This is a genomic window from Arenibacter flavimaris (assembly GCF_030291335.1).
In the GTDB taxonomy this organism is placed as follows: domain Bacteria; phylum Bacteroidota; class Bacteroidia; order Flavobacteriales; family Flavobacteriaceae; genus Arenibacter.
The window spans coordinates 100,921-119,707 of sequence record NZ_JASWIM010000009.1; the positions used below are offsets into that span (position 1 = coordinate 100,921).

Below are 18,787 nucleotides of genomic sequence, written 5' to 3' on the forward strand. Positions count from 1 at the left end.
ATTAAAGGAACTGGCCAATTCAGGTTAAAAAGACCTGCACCGTTTATGTTAACTCCGGTTAGCACAAACGGTGCAGCGTTTTTCATAAACGCCGTCTTTTTTCTTATGGGTGCTTTCCTAATGGCACAGGTAAAACCCTTAAAATTTATCAAGCAGCAAATTGCTTCAGAAAGTTACGAAACGGTAGGCGTGTTCGACGTGGACAACGACAACCTTGTCGATATTGTTTCAGGTGGCTATTGGTATAAGGGACCCGATTTTAGAACAAAACATTATTTGGGTTCGGCAAAAAGATATGGGGAATATTATGATGATTTTTCCACTATTCCATTGGATGTGAATGGGGATGGCCTTACGGACTTCATCACCGGCGGCTGGTTTGGGAAACAATTGATTTGGAAACAAAACCCTGGTGGTAGGGGTGCTTGGCAGGAACACTTAATAGGCGAAGCGGGTAATATTGAAAGTAGCCGTTCCTGGGATTTGGATGGTGACGGTATCACGGAAATCATTCCCAATACTCCCAATGACTCCTTGGTTATTTATAGATTGCAATTGGATGGCAACAAAAAAGGTATAGGAAGATTCAGCAAACACCCCATTTTTGGTGCACATGGACATGGCCTTGGTTTTGGTGATATAAACGGCGACGGACGCACCGATATTATAGTAGCAAAGGGTTGGTTGGAAGCACCCGAGGATACCTTTGCAGGGGAATGGAAAATGCATCATGAATTTGAATTTGTGGAGGCAAGTGTTCCTATCATAGTTACCGACGTGAACAAGGATGGCCTTTCGGACCTTATTGTTGGCCAAGGACATGATTACGGCCTATTTTGGTACGAACAAATACCCGCGACCAAGAAACAAAAAACCCAATGGATAAAGCATGCCATTGACCCTTATAATTCGCAGTACCACAGTATGGAATGGGCAGATATTGACCAAGATGGGGAAAATGAACTAGTAACCGGTAAGCGATACCGTGCCCATAACGGACATGACCCTGGCTCCAACGATGATCTTGGACTGTACTATTTCAAGTGGAACGGGGAGACTTTTAGTAAACAACTGATTGATTATGGAACCTATGGTAAAGGAAAGGGAACCGGAGTCTACTTTAGCGTTTCCGATGTGGACAATAACGGAATGAAAGATATTATCGTGGCCGGAAAGGATGGCCTATACATTTATTACAACAAACCAATAAAACAATAAAACATGAATTTGAAAAGAATATTTAAGCCACATATATTAGTGCTGTTTGCAATTGTTGGCTTACAGTCCTGTAAGGAGAAAAAAGAAAACAAATCGCAAGAGGAGGTGGCTGTGGCCACAACGGATCAAGATGGATTTGTACAGATTTTTGATGGCAAGACACTGGATAACTGGGAAGGGGACCCCAACTATTGGAAGGTAGAGAACGGCAATCTTGTGGGAGAGGTAACCCCCACCACCTTGCTTAAGAACAATACCTTTATTATTTGGAAAGACGGTCAGCCCAGTGATTTTGAATTAAAATTGGAGTTCCGTATCGCCGAAGCGGGAAACAGCGGTATCAATTATCGCAGTGAAAAAATAGACACTATTCCCTATGCCTTACGGGGCTACCAGGCCGATATAGATGGGAAGATCAGATATACCGGGCAGAACTATGAAGAAAAAAAACGCGCCACCTTGGCCTATCGTGGTGAAAAGGCTATTATCACTTCACAAGAAAACCCCGATGCTCCCGGGTCTTTACGTGCCAATGTGGCAAATAATTCTTGGCAGAGCCGTGAGGTTATTGAATCCCTAGGCGATTCCGACGAACTAAAAACAAAAATCAAGAGTGAAGACTGGAACGAAGCCCACCTAATCATTAAGGGAAACAAACTACAGCATTTCATCAATGGCATTCTAATGAGCGAGGTAATCGATGATGATACAGTCAACAGGAAATCTGCAGGGTATTTGGGAGTACAGGTGCATGTAGGACCACCAATGAAGGTGGAATATAGAAATATAAGATTGAAGAATTTATAGTATTTGAGTTTTCTTCTTTTCAAGAAGATCGCGGTCTTACCAACCATTGTTGGATCCTTTTATAAACTTGAAAATGAAACAATTGAAAAGGGAAGAAAATTAAAATTTTCTTCCCTTTTTTTTATCATCCAAAAGACCTCCTCTGCCCCACTCCACCCTCCAACCAAAAAATATTTTCATTACGGACAGGACAGCACAGGATAGGTTATGGGCATATAAAGCTTATGTTTGATAAGGTCCGTTTCAAAAGCAATTTTACTTTGTACCTTTAAACTGGAGTACCACTTCCTATCCATTGGAAACTACTTTCACTTTAGATGAAGGAACGGTAAAATCACAATTGGTGGATCCAATAACAATAGGCACTTTATTGCTATCATTTAGTAACAAAAATCAGGGATTGATGAAAACAAAAATAATTGTTGCAATACTTCTCTCAGTTTGCGCTCTTCCATTATCAGCACAAAAAACAACACAAGCACAGCAAGCTGAAAAACCGAACATCATCTTTATTTTAACGGATGACCAACGTTTTGATGCCCTGGGTTATGCCGGAAACAAACTTATTTCCACTCCGGAAATGGATAAATTGGCCCAAGAAGGCACTTATTTTAAAAATGCCATTGTAACCACCCCTATCTGTGCAGCCAGTAGGGCCAGTATACTTACCGGCCTATATGAACGTACCCATAACTTCAATTTTCAGACAGGAAACATCCGTGAGTCCTATATGGCCGACTCCTACCCTACCATCCTGAAACAAAATGGTTACAATACGGGCTTTTATGGCAAGTACGGTGTACGGTATAACGATCTTGACAAGCAGTTTGATACTTATGAGTCCTATGACCGCAACAACAAGTATAAGGACAGGCGTGGGTATTACTACAAAACTTTGGGCAAAGACACAGTGCACCTTACAAGATATACCGGTCAACAGGCAATAGATTTTATCGCGGACGCCGATACCGACACCCCATTTTGTCTCTCCTTGAGTTTCAGTGCCCCCCATGCCCATGACGCTGCCAAGGACCAATACTTTTGGCAACAGGAGTCCGATGGATTGCTTCGGAACATGGATATGCCCGGACCAGACCTAGGCGAAAACAAATACTTTGAAGCGCAACCAAAATTTGTACAGGACGGGTTTAACCGCTTACGGTGGACATGGCGTTACGATACTCCCGAAAAATACCAACATAGCGTAAAAGGCTATTACAGGATGATTTCGGGTATAGACCGTGAGATTGCCAAGATCAGGGAGGAGCTAAGGAAGAAAGGGCTGGACAAAAACACCGTAATCATTTTAATGGGCGATAATGGTTATTTCCTGGGAGAACGTCAGCTTGCCGGTAAATGGCTGCTATATGATAATTCCATACGGGTGCCCCTAATTGTGTTCGACCCTCGTATAAAAAAACAAAAAGACAACGATGCCCTGGCCTTGAACATTGATGTACCATCCACCATTCTAGATTTGGCAGGATTGGAACAACCCGAGGGATGGCAGGGCAAAAGTCTCATGCCCATCATTAGAAATCCCAAAACAGATTTTGAGAGGGATACTATTTTGATAGAACATCTATGGGAGTTTCAAAACATTCCCCCCAGTGAAGGGGTACGGACCAAAGATTGGAAATACTTCCGATACGTGAATGATCAATCCTATGAGGAGCTCTATAATTTAACGTGAGTTCGACTTAAGAAATGGGTGTTTTATATTGCAGGAAAAGCAGAAAATTGGTATATTTAAGTTATTGACATTCAAATATTTAACCAATTATCTGCTTATGATTTCTACCGATAAAATTACGGAAATTTTTTGTCTTATCGACGATTTTTGCATAGAATTGGACCAAGTTCTTGACAGGAACGGGATCGATGATGGCTCAGGAATAAAAAGACGCAACAGGGCCCCTAAAATGTCCCAGAGCGAAGTGATCACCATTATGGTACTGTTCCACCAAAAGGGATACCGTTGCCTCAAGCACTTTTATCTCGACCATGTCTGTAAGCATATGCGGGAGGATTTTCCCGACACTGTATCGTACAACCGTTTTGTGGAGCTGCAGCAAAAGGCCGTGGTCCCTATGGTACTGTTCCTTCAAATGTGCTGTTTGGGCCAATGTTCGGGAATATCCTTTATGGATTCCACCTTGATAAAGGTATGCCATAGCAAAAGGGAAAAACAGAACAGGGTATTCAAGGGAATAGCGGAAAAGGGCAGGGGCAGCATGGGGTGGTTCTTTGGATTCAAGCTCCATATCATTATCAACGAAAGGGGGCAGATCATCGATTTTCTCATTACCAAGGGCAATGTGGACGACCGCCAGCCCCTCAAGGACAAGACTTTCCACAACAAGGTGTTCGGGAAGATATTCGCCGATAGGGGGTATATCGGAAAGGATCTGTTCGAAGAACTATTTGTGGACGGGATCCATCTGGTGACCAAAATAAAAAAGAACATGAAGAATACCCTGATGCACCTATATGACAAAATACTGCTCAGAAAAAGGGCCGTTGTGGAGAGCGTCAACGATATCCTGAAAAACCAGTGCCAAATCGAGCACACCAGGCACAGAAGCTTTGGAAACTTCATCACAAATATGGTTTCCGGACTCATTGCATATGCCTTTTACCCAACAAAACCAAACATCAATATAGACAACCTTCAAAGAATTGGATAGTCCTTATATCGAACTCACGTTATTTTATAGGTAATTAGTGCTAAGGCTATAAGCAGACAAAACACAATAGAGATGAAGGGGTTATTGTCTATGAGCTTTACAATAGGAGCTACTATTTCCATAACATATAATGATTTCAGATTGTCTAACAAGTAGATCAACTATTAACGATTTTTTTACTTAGATATTTTATATGTACAAAGGTTGCTCCAAAACTTCTTAAATAAATTGAAAAACATTCCCAAACATTGTTAAAACTCAGGTAAGAGGTGTTTTAACAATGTTTGGGCAGAGGTAGGGAAAGAAATTATGTCAAGTATGAAATTGACACTTGCTATAAGGGTCCCACAAAAGGATTAAAAAAATAATGGGTGTTTTATTTGGTCCCTATTTAGTTCAGCAACCTATTTCCTTTATCCTTTTTCATGACTTTGGTCACCAGTTTAAAAAGGCGCGACTTAAGTTCCCTGTATTGGTTAGAGTATTTAGCCATTTCGGAATTCAATTCCCAATGAGTTTCCGTATATGCCTGTTCCATTTTTAACTGATCTATTTGATCCAACATAATTTCCAATTGGTTTTCATGGGCTTGGACTTTTTTCATGAGTGCGATTACCTCTTTTTCGGCACTGGTGATGGCACCAATGATTTCTTTACTTTCCTTGAAAACGGCCGAATCTGTCAACTGCGAAGTATAGGATTTTACCAAATCATTTAGGAACAGTTGTTCGTCCCTGATAAATTTTAATTCCGACATCCATTTTAGACTAGCCTCGTGCATTTCATTGGGATCCAGCCATTCGATCATTTTGTTTTTATTAATTGCAGCGCTCATAGTTTTGTATTTTATATTAATTGTTTGATGCTCAAAATTCTATTCCCCCAATTTCTTTAGGCCTTTTGGAAAGACCAAAATGGGGCAAATAATGAAAAATGGTCGGTAGTTGCCAATATTTATAATTGAACCCTAAAATTAGGAAATTGAGATGCGTAGCTAAATGATATTGGTCATTTTCAGCTATTGTTCTTAACTTTTTTTCATACTTGTCCATTAGCCTCCCTATTGGCCATGTCATGGCAGGGTTATGACTGTCAGTTTGTTAGTGGTACTGAGGAAATGAATAAAATATCCAGCACTTTTATGCTCCTAAGTGAATTTCGATTTGTTGTTAAGTAATTTAAAATCAATTATTTAAGATAATATAAGGCAGTATTAACAAATTCTTACCGTTTTGGATTTAACCTGAATGTGTAACTATTTTTAATTTTGACGTACAAATGTTTATCGAATCCAATAAAATGAAGATATTGAAATTAATTCCTGTACTATTGGCCCTGATGGTCTCGGTTTCAGTAACATCGCAGACAAGAAAGGAGAAACAAATTATAAGTGATGCTTCCAAGGCTAAAAAAACCTTGTTAAAGGCACAATCCGGTCTTCAGACCTTTTTTGACAACTCTGCAGGATATGTAATCTTTCCAAATGTCGGTAAAGGAGGGTTTGTTGTTGGGGCAGCCTCCGGCAACGGAGCCGTTTATGAGGGCGGTGAGGTTGTGGGGATGGCCGGACTCAAAAAATTGAATGTTGGTTTACAAGCTGGTGGGCAAGCGATTATTGAAGTTATTTTTTTTGAGGACAATAATGCTTTAAACGAATTTAAACAGGGAAATTTTAGTTTTGCCGCCGAGGTATCGGCAGTAGCCCTAAAATCGGGTATTGGCCTTAACGCTAAATACAAGGAAGGAGTGGCAGTGTTCGTGTTGCCCAAGGCGGGTCTTATGGCCGATGCTTCTGTGGGAGGACAGAAATTTAGTTTTCACTCATTTTAATGCACTAACCAAAGTATTTTATAATTACATGTTGTTTTTTGGAATACTTAAATCAAAAACAGGATGAAATACCTCTCAAGAATTAAATTTCTTCCATTTTATGCCATTTCCCTACTTCCGATGTGGGCTTTATATATGGTCTCGGACTTTATGTATTTTGTGGTGTACCATTTAGTGGGTTACCGAAAAAAGGTGGTGTTCAGTAATTTAAGGAATTCCTTTCCCACTAAAAGTGATGATGAAATAAAACGGATAGCCAAAGATTTTTACAGGCATTTCTGTGATATTGTTTTGGAATCCTTTAAAAGGTTGACGATAGGGGAGAAGACCATAAACAAACGGTTGCTCATTAAGAATCCGGAACTCATCCAGCAATATGTGAATGAGGACCGAAGTATTCTAATGTACACAGGTCACCAGGGCAATTGGGAATGGTTGGTGTTCCTGCCCTTGATATTTCCCTATAGTTCCAATACATTTTACAAACCGATTAAAAACAAATATTTTGAAGAACTGTTCAAAAATATGCGGGAAAGGTTTGGGGTAAATTGTGTGGAATCGGACAAGGGATTTAGGACGATTATAGATAATCATCAGAAGAAAGTACTTACCTTAAATTGTATGATCGGCGATCAAAGTCCAACTAAAAAGAGTTCCAAATATTGGTATAATTTTCTAAATCAGGAAACTGCCTTTTTTGTTGGTGCCGATAAGATTGCCAAGAAAACAGATCAGGTCGTCCTATTCCCATTCTTCAAAAAATTGAAAAGGGGATATTACGAATTGGAATTCAGGATCATCGAGGATCACCCACAGATTAGGAACAATTTTGAGATATTGGAAAAATATGCCCAACAATTGGAGCAGGCCATTATCAGTGCTCCCGAGTTGTGGTTGTGGAGCCATAGGCGGTGGAAATTAAAAAAGGAGGACTTTCCCATTGTGGATACATTGTAACATGTTACTAAATAGGATGGTCCCTTAATGGCTGTGTTCTTTGGAATAAAGTATTACTGTTTTAAAATTAATTTTTCATTATTCATACATATCATTTACGTCCGTATGGTGTAATTCATAAAAGAATTCAGAAATAGCATCGGTGACCGCCATAAAAAATTGCTTTCCATTTTTAGATGTGGCCATTTTTGGATTTCCCACACCAGTATCTTTGGTTACTGTGGTCCATTTTCGCTGCGCAGATACCCATCCTTCCTTTAAACCTTTTATTTTGAAAGTTTTGGCATCTCCATCACCAGCTTGGTCCAAAGGCAAGACCAAATTTGGGGTTAGGTGCATTGCAACGGCTGTTTCCAATTCCCCGGCATGATCACCAGGCTCATCAAAATAGTCGCCCGCCTTGGCAGCCTGCCACCAATTTAGGGAGCAAACAAAGACAGTGGGGTATCTTAAGCTCAGTTCTCTAATAATTTGCTTGAAATTATTACCTCCGTGTCCGTTTACAATGACCAATTTGCGAATATTATTGGCCTCCAGGACTTGAACCAAATCTTTTAACACGGCCATTTGAGTACTGGGATTCATGTTTATACACAGATCAACATCCATTTGACCCGTATTTACACCAAAAGGAATAGTGGGTAGAACAATAGTCTTGGCACCTAGTGACCAAGCTTTTTCTGCCGAAGTAATGGCAGCGTTTTCTGCCAAAATGTTATCCGTGGCATATGGCAAGTGGTAATTGTGGGCCTCAGTAGCACCCCATGGCAGTACGGCCACGGTGTACTCCTGTGTCTTTACATTTTTCCAATTTGTTTCTGCCAAAACGTAGGGTCGTGGGCTAGACTTCATAATTTGATTGCTAAAGGTTTGATGGGCATTTTATCATTGAACATATAGCGTTATTTTCCGGAATATAGTTTTGGAAAGAATTTACCTTCCATTTTATTGCCTTTGGGTACTCTGGGAACTCCTGCCAAAAGTTCATCGTCCGTATTGCTAACCGTACCATCGGCAAATACATTAAGTACAAATGCCCGTCTGCTTCTTTCCGACTTGTTTTCATAGGAGCCATGTACCATTAAGGGGTGATGAAAGGTGGCATGCCCCTTTTTTAATTCGATAGGGGTTGGCTTAAATTGCTCTTTTTGTTCCGGGCTAAGATATTTCATTAGTCCGTCCATATCACCGGCCAATGACGGCGCATCCAGAAGGCCCCATTTATGGCTTTTGGAGATGTAATGCAGGCAGCCGTTTTCTGTGGTGGCATCATCCAGGCCCGTCCAGCAGGTAAGATGTTGCATGGCTATGGTTCTTGTCCAATAGGAGTAGTCCTGATGCCAGGCCACTACGCCACCGTGGAGTGCCGGTTTGCAGAATAATTGGTCGTGCCAAAACCTAACGGATTTATTTTCCAATAATTGATGTGCGGCCATTGTAAAAGCTGGATTCCACAATACATCGTGAAACCCTGGAGTTATACGCCAATGTCCCAGGGAATGGAACAAGACAGAATTTGGGTCTTGGGATTCATTACTGTGAAATTCATAAAATAAATCATGTGCAGTATGATTTGGGTCCATTATTTCTGCCAATTCCTGGTTTAACAAATCTACCTGCCATTCCTCCAAAAGTTTTATGCCGGAAACATAGCCAAATTCGTGAAAGTGGGCCAGCTGTTCATCTGATAATTTGTATTGTTCCCATTCCTCAACTGTTTTGGGCTGTTGAAACATATCCGAGACAGGACTATGCCTATCTGCCAAATCTTTTATTACTGACATAAATGTGGTATTAAATGTTATTTATTAGGTTTTTTGTATGCATCTTTTCCATCGGTCAACCATTTCAATGAAAAGCTTACAAAGGCATTTTCGGTATGGTCGTCCTTTTCAAAAAACAGACCAATATCACCATTGTCCAATATGGTCATTGATGAATAAGCTGAATCGCCCTCATAAATTGTTTTTCCTTCGGACCAGGTTTTGCCCTCGTCATAACTTATTCTAACAGTCATGTTAACACGATCTTTATCACTTTTGGCATTGGAGAACAACAATCTATTTTTGTTAAAACCATCTGCCTTGTCAGTAAAACGAATAATACTGGCGTTACACCCAGGGTCGATCAAAAGAGGTTCCTCCCTTGTTGTCCAGGAGTAGCCTTGGTCCTGGGACATGTGGATATGACGAATACCAGTGTTATTGGACCTTGAATTTACCATCCAGCTGCCATCGGCAAGTTCCACGATTTTTGATTCATCTGCAGGGAAAAGCGGGGAATCTCTAAAAAACCAAGTTTTACCATGGTCATTGCTGCCAAAAACACGTAACCCGCTATTTAGGTTTACCATGCAGTGGAGTAGTACACCCGATCGGGTCTGTATGCCACGACCTGAAGTGATAAACTTAAAATCGTTGTGCCATTCCTGTTTCGCAATTTGTGGGGTAATATCTTCCGGCATGCTCCACGTCTTTCCGTTGTCCTTACTTTTTATAACATGTAGGTAATATACGTCCTCCTCATTGTCCAAATCCATAAAGTTATAAAACATAAATATTTCCTTGGTAATATTGTCCACGATCATAGAGGGGTCGGAGGCTGATTTTCCTAGTGGGAAATCCACTATTTTTTCGATATCCGACCAGGTTTTGCCATTGTCTTTGCTTCTTCGAATTACAATGTTGATATCCTTGTTCCCTTTCAAATCGGCACAAGAAGGTACCCGTTCATCAATAGCTACAATCAGGTCGCCGTTGGGAGCGGTGGCCAACGCGGGAATTCGGTAGCAGGAGACCTTGGGGTCATTGGAGGAGTTAAACAAATCCAGGGAAGTTATAACTCCCTCTGCAATATGGAAATTACTGTTCTGCCCATATAAAGAGGCAACAACAAAAAGATATAATATAGTGGTTATTACTTTCATGAAAGGGATCACTTGGTTTATTGCCAAACTAATTGGACGAATAATTAATCCCTTAAAGATATTTTGAAAATATCACATTTGCTAATTTGGTTATTGCATCCCGGTTTTTGTGACTTTTATAAGCCGATTGATGGTTCTAAATGGGGGCAAATTTATTTGAGGTTGATTACAAATAGGTTTTTCCACAACCATTTTTGCAGCTTTTACAACAAAAATGAGGTCTGATCTAGGGAAGATTCTAGATTTATACCAACCAATAAAAACCAACAATTATGAAAAAAGTGCTTATAACCTTTGTTTTTGCTCTCCTAGGATTGGGCTTGTTTGCCCAAAAAGGCATGAAACTGGGAATCCATGGCGGTCTGCCTTTAAATGAATTCCAGGAAGAACTTAGTCTTGTCGCGGGAGTGGACCTTGGATATAGATGGGGATTAAGTGAAATTATAGATCTAGGGCTAATGGTGGGGTTTGTAAATGGATTTCCTGAAAAATACGATAGGGACCTGTTTGCAGAGGATCTGCCCAATATTCAATTTATGCCACTGGCAGCTTCCGTTAGATTTTGGACATCCAATTCGTTCTCTATTGGGGGCGACGTTGGTCAGGCTATCGGAATTAACGAGGGGAATGATGGTGGTTTGTACTATAGGCCAACTATAGGTTATTTAATGGGGGCCCAAACGGAAGTTAATTTTTCCTATACCGGTATCGAATTGGACGGTGCTACTTGGTCTACCCTTACCCTTGGGGTACTCTATACTTTCGATTTTTAAAGACTTATCTTCAATGACAGCCCAAAGGGAATGGTTGCTTTAATTGCACGAAAATTGGCCCCTTCATAGTAATATGGGCTATACACTATGGTTAAGTTAGTGTTACCAGTTTCCCTCTGAGCATAAACCTAAAGCTTATTGCCCGCCCATAGGTGCCTTTTAGGTACGGGTGCTTTTTGATTTTTCTTTTTTTGTCCAAAGTTAAAATTGAATATTTCCCTAATGGGTGATTTTTGGTTTAGCGACTTGATAAATATGGCCAGACCATGGAATTTGGCCCTGAAATCTACATTTCATCTAGGTGTTGTTAGTGGCTGGCATTATTCCGTCAATTGTTTAAGTTTATCAATTGCATGTTGATTTTCGGGATTTAACTCCAATGATTTCTTGAAGTTGGCAATGGCATTTTTATCATCTTGATTATAAAGATAAGCTAGGGCCAAACTATCGTATAAGTTCGCCGATTTTGGATAGATATGTACAGCTAATAAAAATACTTTTATACCTTGCTCCATCTTTCCGGCGTTAAATGATAATTGAATACCGAGCTTGTTCAGCATACCTTCTTCAAGTTTAAGTGATGGATGTTTCGCTACTGTTTTTTCATATAAAGGGATCAAATCCCGATGCCCCTGATTGAGTGCCAATTCCTTGAAATCATTATGATCAAACTCTTTTGTAAGTGATTTTTTCATTTTTTTCGAAACCAGGGTTTTCGAAATACCATTTTTATCGGGGCTATTTTCAATGAATTCCTTTGCGCTCTCCTCATTTTTCAAAATAGCGTTTAAAAATTGCAGGGTGTGTTGTGATAGAAGTTTGTAGGAGGCCATAATTTTATCATCACTTTTATCCTGTCTTTTATCTCTGTATGAAAATAAAACACCAATAGTGCCAAAATGGGAATGTGTTAAGTCGTGGAATTTATAACTGTAGACATTGCCAAAGTGTATGGAATCGTACAGCTGGAATTTATAATTTAATTCGGCAGGTATATTATCACTGCTAAGAACCTCTTCTGGAATATCTTTTTGAGCAAAATGAATATAGGGAATATTAAATCTATCTAAGTTAAAGTAAGGTGATTTATTTAGTAGAGGGTAATTATATCTTTCAGTTCCATCCAAGCTCACCAATGCACTTATTTTTTTATTCTTCATAACCGTTAAAACATTGGATAGTCCGCCAAAACTATAACCCATAAGTGCTATTCTATCGAAGTCTATAAATTCGTATTTATGAATTTCTTTTAAAAGAAATTCTATATCTCTAGATTGTGTTTCCATATCTTTTGCCGTTCCTCCTTCCAACCATCTTGTTTCTGTTCCTCTTGAAGGGCTGGATATCACTACGTAGCCATTACTTGCCAAATATTCGAATAATGCAAAATTTTCAATTGACGAGGCTTGATAGCTTGGTGCATAAACTACGACCGGAAATTTTCCTTCTAAAAAATGGGCATTCCACAAAGCATTTACGGTTTCGGACAAATGGACTCTATTTTGAGGAGTATCCCCTAATTCAGGAAACCAAGCCAACAGTAATTCGTTTGGCAGGTTTTTCGATTCTTCCTCTTCTTTTAAAACCTCCAAATACTCCAAAACTGTTAGATGATTGGAATTGCTATTTTTTTTAATGGTTGGATACCAAATACTAATTGGAATCGGCCTATATATGAGTTGATTATTAAAGTCATTTTCAATTTGATAAAGTCTTGTGCTATCGATTGTTCCATAATGCTTAAAACCTACATTATACTCTCCGTTTTTCAGGTTTATTTTTTTTAACGATGTCTGTCCTTTTGCAAAGCATACTTGAAAAAGAACTAAGATTACTATAATTATTGTTCTCATTGTTTTGGTACTGGCATTCATTTTAAAGATGCGATAATTCACTGATTGTTACAGGTGTTTTTTTAGCTTCCCGCAAACGTACCAATAAAGCGAATACAGTTTGCTGCCTAAGAATTACTCCCAAGCTGATGCTTAAGAAATCGTTACTGTAAATACTGTAGAATGAACTATATAGTGGTAAAAAGTATAGATTTCAGCAGTGATTATTATGCAAATCCAATGCTTTCCTATACCTCTATATGTTATTCAATAAAGAGTTCGTGCAGCAAATCCAGGCCATTGTTATTAAAACGTCAAGCTAAGGTAAAATCATAAAATCGGCTCATTTTCGTAACTGTATTTATATAGTTTTGCCCTGAACAACCAAGTGTTAATTAATCGGTAGTGTAATTGTAGGTCTTTGGCAATGGGCCCTTGTGTTCTTTTTTTTTTTGGGATGTAAGGAGCATGGTTTTTATTAAAAATAAGGGATTCTGATCTTAATTTATTTTTGGAGTCTCGTTTTAAAATCGGTCTGTCCTTCAATCAGGTAAATTGTATTTGGATTAGGGACACCTTACTGTAAGAAATTTCTGCCCAACCCCCGATATGCAAACCTTTGCATTGCAATTTAGAGTCTAATAATTCCGATATCGTTAATTAAGTGTTAATTTGGTTATGACAAAACTAATTTAAACCATAAAAATATGAAGAAACTGAAATTTTTGATGTTTGCCATTATGATGGGCATTTCAGCAACGTCATGGGCGCAGACCAAGGTTAGCGGTACGGTGTCCGATGAACAGAACGTTCCTTTGCCAGGTGCCACAGTGCTGGAAAAGGGAACGAAGAATGGAACAACGACCGATTTCGATGGGAATTTTACCATACAAGTGTCGGATGCAAACGCAGTACTTGCGGTGTCTTTTTTGGGATATGCGACCAATGAGATTCCTTTAAACGGGCAGACCAATGTGAGTGTAGCTTTGCAGGAAGACTCATCTTTATTGGACGAGGTGGTCGTAGTTGGTTACGGCGTTCAAAAGAAGTCCGATGTAACCGGATCTATAGCTTCCGTTAAAAGTGAAGATTTTAATAAAGGCGTAGTGGCCAACCCTGGACAGCTATTGCAAGGTAAAGTCTCCGGTGTGAATGTAACTTCCGTTAGTGGGGAGCCAGGGGCATCACAGAACATTATTATCCGTGGATTGGGAAGTTTGCGATCAGGAACTACACCACTCTTTGTTATAGATGGTTTTGTAATAGATAATAGTGGTACCGGCGTGGCCTCAAATCCACTAAACTTTATCAACCCTCAGGATATTGCCTCAATGGATGTTCTTAAGGATGCTTCGGCTGCTGCCATTTACGGAGCACGTGCGGCCAATGGAGTTATCGTTATTACTACTAAGAAAGGAAGGGATGGTAAATCTGAAATGAATTTATCCGTTTCTACAGCAATGGCCACTTTGGCCAATAAAATGGACGTCTTCAGTGCCGATGAATTTAGACAGCAGGTTCCTGCAGTAGGAGGAGTTTTGTTGGATGGCGGTGCTGCTACGGATTGGCAGGATGAATTGACTAGAACTGCCATTTCAAAGAATGTTAACTTTGCCATGAGCGGTGGGGCTGCAGATAAATTTTCCTATTATGTCTCCACTGGGGTAGATGATCAAAAAGGGATTTTTAATACCAGTTCCTTAAAACGATACTCTGGAAGGGTCAATCTGACCCAGAAAGCATTGGACGGACGTTTTAATGTTGATTTAAATCTAACGGCTTCAAGAACTGTGAATGATAGACCGAATATTGGTGACATGACGGTGGATATGCTTCAATTGAACCCTACGATACCTGTTTATACGAACGGAGAGCCTACTTTGTTCGATGACAGATTAAATCCTATTGTCCGTAACAAGATTTATAGCGATGTTTCCAATAGCAACCGTATCTTGGCGAATATCGCCCCTTCTTTGGAAATTTTCGATGGGCTGACGTATAGGGCCAATCTCGGAGTAGATTACTCGGCAACCGATAGGGATGTACAGACAAATCCGTATCCCATATTGGAGAGTTTGGTAGAGGGCACTCTTAGCTCATATTATACCAACAATAGGAACTCCTTGATAGAGAATACCTTAACCTATACTTATAATGAGGACGTACATAATTTTACCTTTCTTGCAGGGCATTCCTATCAAGAAATTTATGTTCAGCAAAAACGATTTGATCTTAGAGGGTTTGCTACCAATGATATAGATCCTAAATTTCAGGATCAGATCAGTAGTCAAGAGAATCCTACCAGCCTTAACAGCTATGCCTATAAGAATGAACTTCAGTCTTTCTTTGGTAGACTTAATTATGGGTATGCGGACAAATATCTTTTAACGGCCACCATGCGTGCCGACGGTTCCTCAAAATTTGGTGCCAACAATAAATACGGATATTTTCCATCTGTTGCCTTGGGCTGGAATATTAGTAAGGAAGATATATTGGCCGAAAGTGATATTGTCAATAATTTAAAGCTCCGTGCCAGTTGGGGTCAAACAGGTAATCAGGAAGGGATTGATAATAAGGTTAGTCTAGCAAGTTACATAGACAGTAAGGCAGATAATGATACCTATCCTCTTGATCCCAATGCCAGTACTATAGATGACTATCCTTTTGGTACGGTTCCCGCCAGAACGGCCAACCCTGATCTTAAATGGGAAGTTTCTACCCAAACCAACATTGGATTGGATTTTGGTCTCTTCAATAGTAAGTTGACAGGTACCTTGGATTATTTTCACAAAGTTACCAGTGATGTAGTACTGTTGGCCAATAGAATAGATCCAATACAGCCTACCCCAAAAATTTGGACCAATATTCCTGATATGGAAATTATCAATTCAGGAATTGAATTTGCCTTGGATTATAGAATATTACTTGGGCAGGACTTTATGTTTAATTTGGGAGGTAATATGAGTTTTACGGATAATAAAGTTGAAAACTCCCAATTTGAAGTGATTACTACCGGTGCTGCCCAAGGAGCTGGGCAAACTGGGGCCACTATTAATGGATACCTGAACAACGAACCTGTGGGTGCTTTCTATATGAAGGAATTTATGGGTATTGGAGCCGATGGCCTAAATCAATACAGGGATGTTAACGGAGATGGTGAGATTTTGGATAACGACCGTATCGTAGTGGGAAGCGCCCTGCCGGATGTCATCTATGCCTTCTATTTCAAATTCAATTATAAAGATTTTGATTTAGGACTTAACTTTAATGGTGTCTCGGGCAATAAGATATATAACCACACGGCTATGTCCCTTTTCTCAAGAGGGCAGTTGAGCAGAAACTTGAACGCTACCGATTTTGCTGTGGAATTCTCCAACGAGGACAACAGCAACTCCAATGAAGTGTCCACACGCTATTTAGAAGATGGTAGTTTCCTCCGCTTAAACAATGCCACCTTAGGGTATAACTTAAAACCGCAAGACCTGGGCTTGGGAGATTTGATAAGCAATGTCCGATTTACATTAACGGGCCAGAACTTATTTGTACTTACTGATTATTCCGGATTTGATCCCGAGATCAACACAGGAAGTACTATAGACGGTATTCAAACTTTTGGGATAGACCGATTTACTTATCCATCTCCAAGAACATTGCTTTTTGGCTTAAACGTATCATTCTAATAAAAAAAATGCTTAGTAATGAAAAATAAACTCATAATTACAATATTGGTGTATTGTTCCTTGTTGAACTGGAACTGTACAGACTTAGAAGAGGAATTATTCGATGAAACCCTAACGGGTGCCCAGGCCGAAGTAATTAGTGGAGCAATTGCACCTGCCTACGGCTATGTTTCATGGACCTGGAGACATACCAATTACTATGGACTTCAGCTTATTTCCTCGGATGAGGCTATTCTTCCCTACAGAGGGGGAACCGACTGGTTTGACGGTGGTAAATTCTTAGCCACACATTCGCATACCTACACTCCGAGTAATGATTTGATTTCCAGTAGCTGGAATGAGCTGACTACCAATATTTCCAGAACATTGGCGGCCATTGAGGTGTTGACGCCCTTGGCAGATGAAGGCAATGTGGAAGCAGCGGGCGCCTTATACGAAATGAAAGCGCTTAGGGCCTACTTGAACATGTTGATGCTGGATAGTTGGGGTATGGTCTTAAAAAAGGAAGCATCCAATGAACTTTCAGAGGTCTTAAGGACTCAGGACGCCATAGATTATATACAAAATGAATTATTGTCTGTGGTAGATGTCATTAACAAGGACAAAGGACCGGGAAGAATGACCCAAGCTGCAGTTTGGGGGTTATTGGCCAGAATTCATTTGAATGCCGCTGTGTATAGAGATCCATACGGAACGCCAAACTTTACGGATGCGGATATGGATAAGGTTATAGAATACACAAATAATATTATCAATTCAGGGGACTTTGCATTGTCGCCGGAATACTTCGATCTTTTCAATGACGATAACAATAGTAACTCCGAGCTCATATTTGCCTTGGATCAACGAGGGGTGTTGAAAAATGAGGAAAGCCGTTGGTCTTATTGGTCTATTGCCGGATCGGTATGGGGGAGATTGGAATATCCTAGCTCTGACGGTACAGATGGCCCAGCGATAACCTCGGATTTCTATCAGACTTGGGTAGAAGCCTATGATGATGTGGATCCTGCTGAGGCAGACGCCAGATTCTATCAGCAAAACCAACAGATTCCAGCAGAGTTAATGGATTTAACAGGGCTTTCGCCTTTGAATGATGAAGATCATTATTATTGTGCCGATGTAGCTACTTATGAAATGAACAGAGGTATTTTACGAGGGGTACAATGGGGGCCAAGAAAGGATTCTGGCGGTTCCTTTATTACCTGTGATGATGGGGTAAGAATCTATCCTGTTAAACAAATTAAAGGAAATGGCCCGGACAGGGATGTAGGTTATGTTAATCATACCGAGCAAATTGATTTTACCAATGAAGGTTCGTTGCACAACACTGGATATAGAGTTGCCAAATACCAATTTAGTAGAACTTCCAACAACGCCAATAATTTTAGCAGTATAGATCTTGTAATGATGCGTTTAGGGGAAATTTACTTGATGCGCGCAGAAGCAAAATTGAGGAAAAACGATACTGGAGGAGCCTTGGCGGATGTGAACCTTGTGAGGGCATCCAGGACATCGCGCCCAGATCAAACCCCTGAGGCTTTAAATTCTATTGATTTGGATGTTATGTTCCGTGAACGTGGTTTTGAATTGTATTGGGAAGGCTTTAGAAGGGGCGACCAAATACGTTTTGGTAAATACGAGGATTCTTGGACCGAAAAGACGGATTCCGATGTAAACAAGCGATTGTTTCCTATACCACAAAGTGCAGTTGATGCAGCTTCGGGTATTGATGGTTTCCTTCAGCAGAACCCAGGTTATTAATAAAATATAATAGATCTGATTTTAATATGGGGCGGACAATTAATTGTCCGCCCCAATCTTTTGTGGCATTTGGATGCGGTTGTAATTGGTGACAAAAATCCGGGGGCAATTTCCCTTTTAACGGTACTTTCATCTATCTTTCCACTTTATTCATCTTGTGTTCCACATATCTGGTCCGTGTAAATTTTTTATTGTATTTTGTCTAAAATGTTCAATTCCATAATTTGTACTTTTAATGGTGATTTTTGTAGGTTGGAGCCCGCCGTGGCTACATTTTATAATCAATGTGAATATGATAAGGGAAGTAAGGATTGTA

15 protein-coding genes are annotated in these 18,787 nt (G+C 40.0%); 9 read left to right on the forward strand and 6 right to left on the reverse strand.

Annotated features, from left to right (window positions below):
* Window positions 1-45 precede the first annotated feature (45 nt).
* From QSE00_RS09650 to QSE00_RS09665, 4 genes are all read left to right on the forward strand, one after another.
* On the forward strand, window positions 46-1,218 hold the full coding sequence (locus tag QSE00_RS09650) for an FG-GAP repeat domain-containing protein (protein ID WP_286105779.1): 1,173 nt from the start codon (window positions 46-48) through the stop codon (window positions 1,216-1,218).
* Window positions 1,219-1,221: 3 nt separating this feature from the next.
* Entirely contained in the window at window positions 1,222-2,025 is an 804-nt protein-coding gene (locus tag QSE00_RS09655; protein WP_286105780.1) for a 3-keto-disaccharide hydrolase, read from the forward strand.
* Window positions 2,026-2,428: 403 nt separating this feature from the next.
* Window positions 2,429-3,718: a sulfatase family protein gene (locus tag QSE00_RS09660; RefSeq protein WP_286105781.1), complete on the forward strand. Its 1,290-nt coding sequence runs from the start codon at window positions 2,429-2,431 to the stop codon at window positions 3,716-3,718.
* A gap of 97 nt (window positions 3,719-3,815) precedes the next feature.
* The gene (locus QSE00_RS09665; protein ID WP_198319134.1) at window positions 3,816-4,712 is read left to right on the forward strand and encodes an IS982 family transposase; all 897 of its coding nucleotides are present in this window, start codon (window positions 3,816-3,818) and stop codon (window positions 4,710-4,712) included.
* 391 nt (window positions 4,713-5,103) lie between these two features.
* Here QSE00_RS09665 and QSE00_RS09670 read toward each other — a convergent pair whose 3' ends face one another.
* Window positions 5,104-5,547, reverse strand: a complete 444-nt coding sequence (locus QSE00_RS09670; protein WP_110358392.1) for a hypothetical protein — start codon at window positions 5,545-5,547, stop codon at window positions 5,104-5,106.
* Between the two features lie 31 nt (window positions 5,548-5,578).
* Window positions 5,579-5,764 carry a hypothetical protein gene (locus QSE00_RS09675; RefSeq protein ID WP_286105782.1) on the reverse strand — a complete coding sequence of 62 codons (186 nt, stop codon included), beginning with the start codon at window positions 5,762-5,764 and terminating at the stop codon, window positions 5,579-5,581.
* Between the two features lie 247 nt (window positions 5,765-6,011).
* Between QSE00_RS09675 and QSE00_RS09680 the strand changes: the two genes are divergently transcribed.
* Window positions 6,012-6,542: a lipid-binding SYLF domain-containing protein gene (locus QSE00_RS09680; RefSeq protein WP_110358405.1), complete on the forward strand. Its 531-nt coding sequence runs from the start codon at window positions 6,012-6,014 to the stop codon at window positions 6,540-6,542.
* A gap of 63 nt (window positions 6,543-6,605) precedes the next feature.
* Complete coding sequence (locus tag QSE00_RS09685) at window positions 6,606-7,499, forward strand: lysophospholipid acyltransferase family protein (RefSeq protein WP_110358394.1); 894 nt, start codon at window positions 6,606-6,608, stop codon at window positions 7,497-7,499.
* 78 nt (window positions 7,500-7,577) lie between these two features.
* Here the strand turns inward: QSE00_RS09685 and QSE00_RS09690 are convergent, their stop codons facing one another.
* The 3 genes from QSE00_RS09690 to QSE00_RS09700 are packed head-to-tail and all read right to left on the reverse strand — an operon-like array spanning window position 7,578 to window position 10,425.
* Window positions 7,578-8,351 (reverse strand): creatininase family protein, encoded by a 774-nt coding sequence (locus QSE00_RS09690; protein ID WP_110358395.1) that lies wholly within the window; start codon window positions 8,349-8,351, stop codon window positions 7,578-7,580.
* Window positions 8,352-8,401: 50 nt separating this feature from the next.
* Window positions 8,402-9,283: a phytanoyl-CoA dioxygenase family protein gene (locus QSE00_RS09695; protein ID WP_286105783.1), complete on the reverse strand. Its 882-nt coding sequence runs from the start codon at window positions 9,281-9,283 to the stop codon at window positions 8,402-8,404.
* Between the two features lie 17 nt (window positions 9,284-9,300).
* Window positions 9,301-10,425: a sialidase family protein gene (locus QSE00_RS09700; RefSeq protein WP_286105784.1), complete on the reverse strand. Its 1,125-nt coding sequence runs from the start codon at window positions 10,423-10,425 to the stop codon at window positions 9,301-9,303.
* A gap of 272 nt (window positions 10,426-10,697) precedes the next feature.
* Here QSE00_RS09700 and QSE00_RS09705 point away from each other — a divergent pair, with 272 nt between their 5' ends.
* Window positions 10,698-11,198, forward strand: coding sequence for a hypothetical protein (locus QSE00_RS09705; RefSeq protein WP_110358398.1), 501 nt, complete (start codon window positions 10,698-10,700; stop codon window positions 11,196-11,198).
* 320 nt (window positions 11,199-11,518) lie between these two features.
* Here the strand turns inward: QSE00_RS09705 and QSE00_RS09710 are convergent, their stop codons facing one another.
* Window positions 11,519-13,051 carry a tetratricopeptide repeat protein gene (locus QSE00_RS09710; protein WP_286105785.1) on the reverse strand — a complete coding sequence of 511 codons (1,533 nt, stop codon included), beginning with the start codon at window positions 13,049-13,051 and terminating at the stop codon, window positions 11,519-11,521.
* A 686-nt stretch (window positions 13,052-13,737) separates the two neighbouring features.
* Here QSE00_RS09710 and QSE00_RS09715 point away from each other — a divergent pair.
* Together QSE00_RS09715 and QSE00_RS09720 are read left to right on the forward strand one after the other, a co-directional pair.
* Window positions 13,738-16,710 carry a SusC/RagA family TonB-linked outer membrane protein gene (locus tag QSE00_RS09715; protein ID WP_286105786.1) on the forward strand — a complete coding sequence of 991 codons (2,973 nt, stop codon included), beginning with the start codon at window positions 13,738-13,740 and terminating at the stop codon, window positions 16,708-16,710.
* Window positions 16,711-16,728: 18 nt separating this feature from the next.
* Window positions 16,729-18,471, forward strand: coding sequence for a RagB/SusD family nutrient uptake outer membrane protein (locus tag QSE00_RS09720; protein WP_286105787.1), 1,743 nt, complete (start codon window positions 16,729-16,731; stop codon window positions 18,469-18,471).
* The last annotated feature ends 316 nt before the right edge of the window (window positions 18,472-18,787 follow it).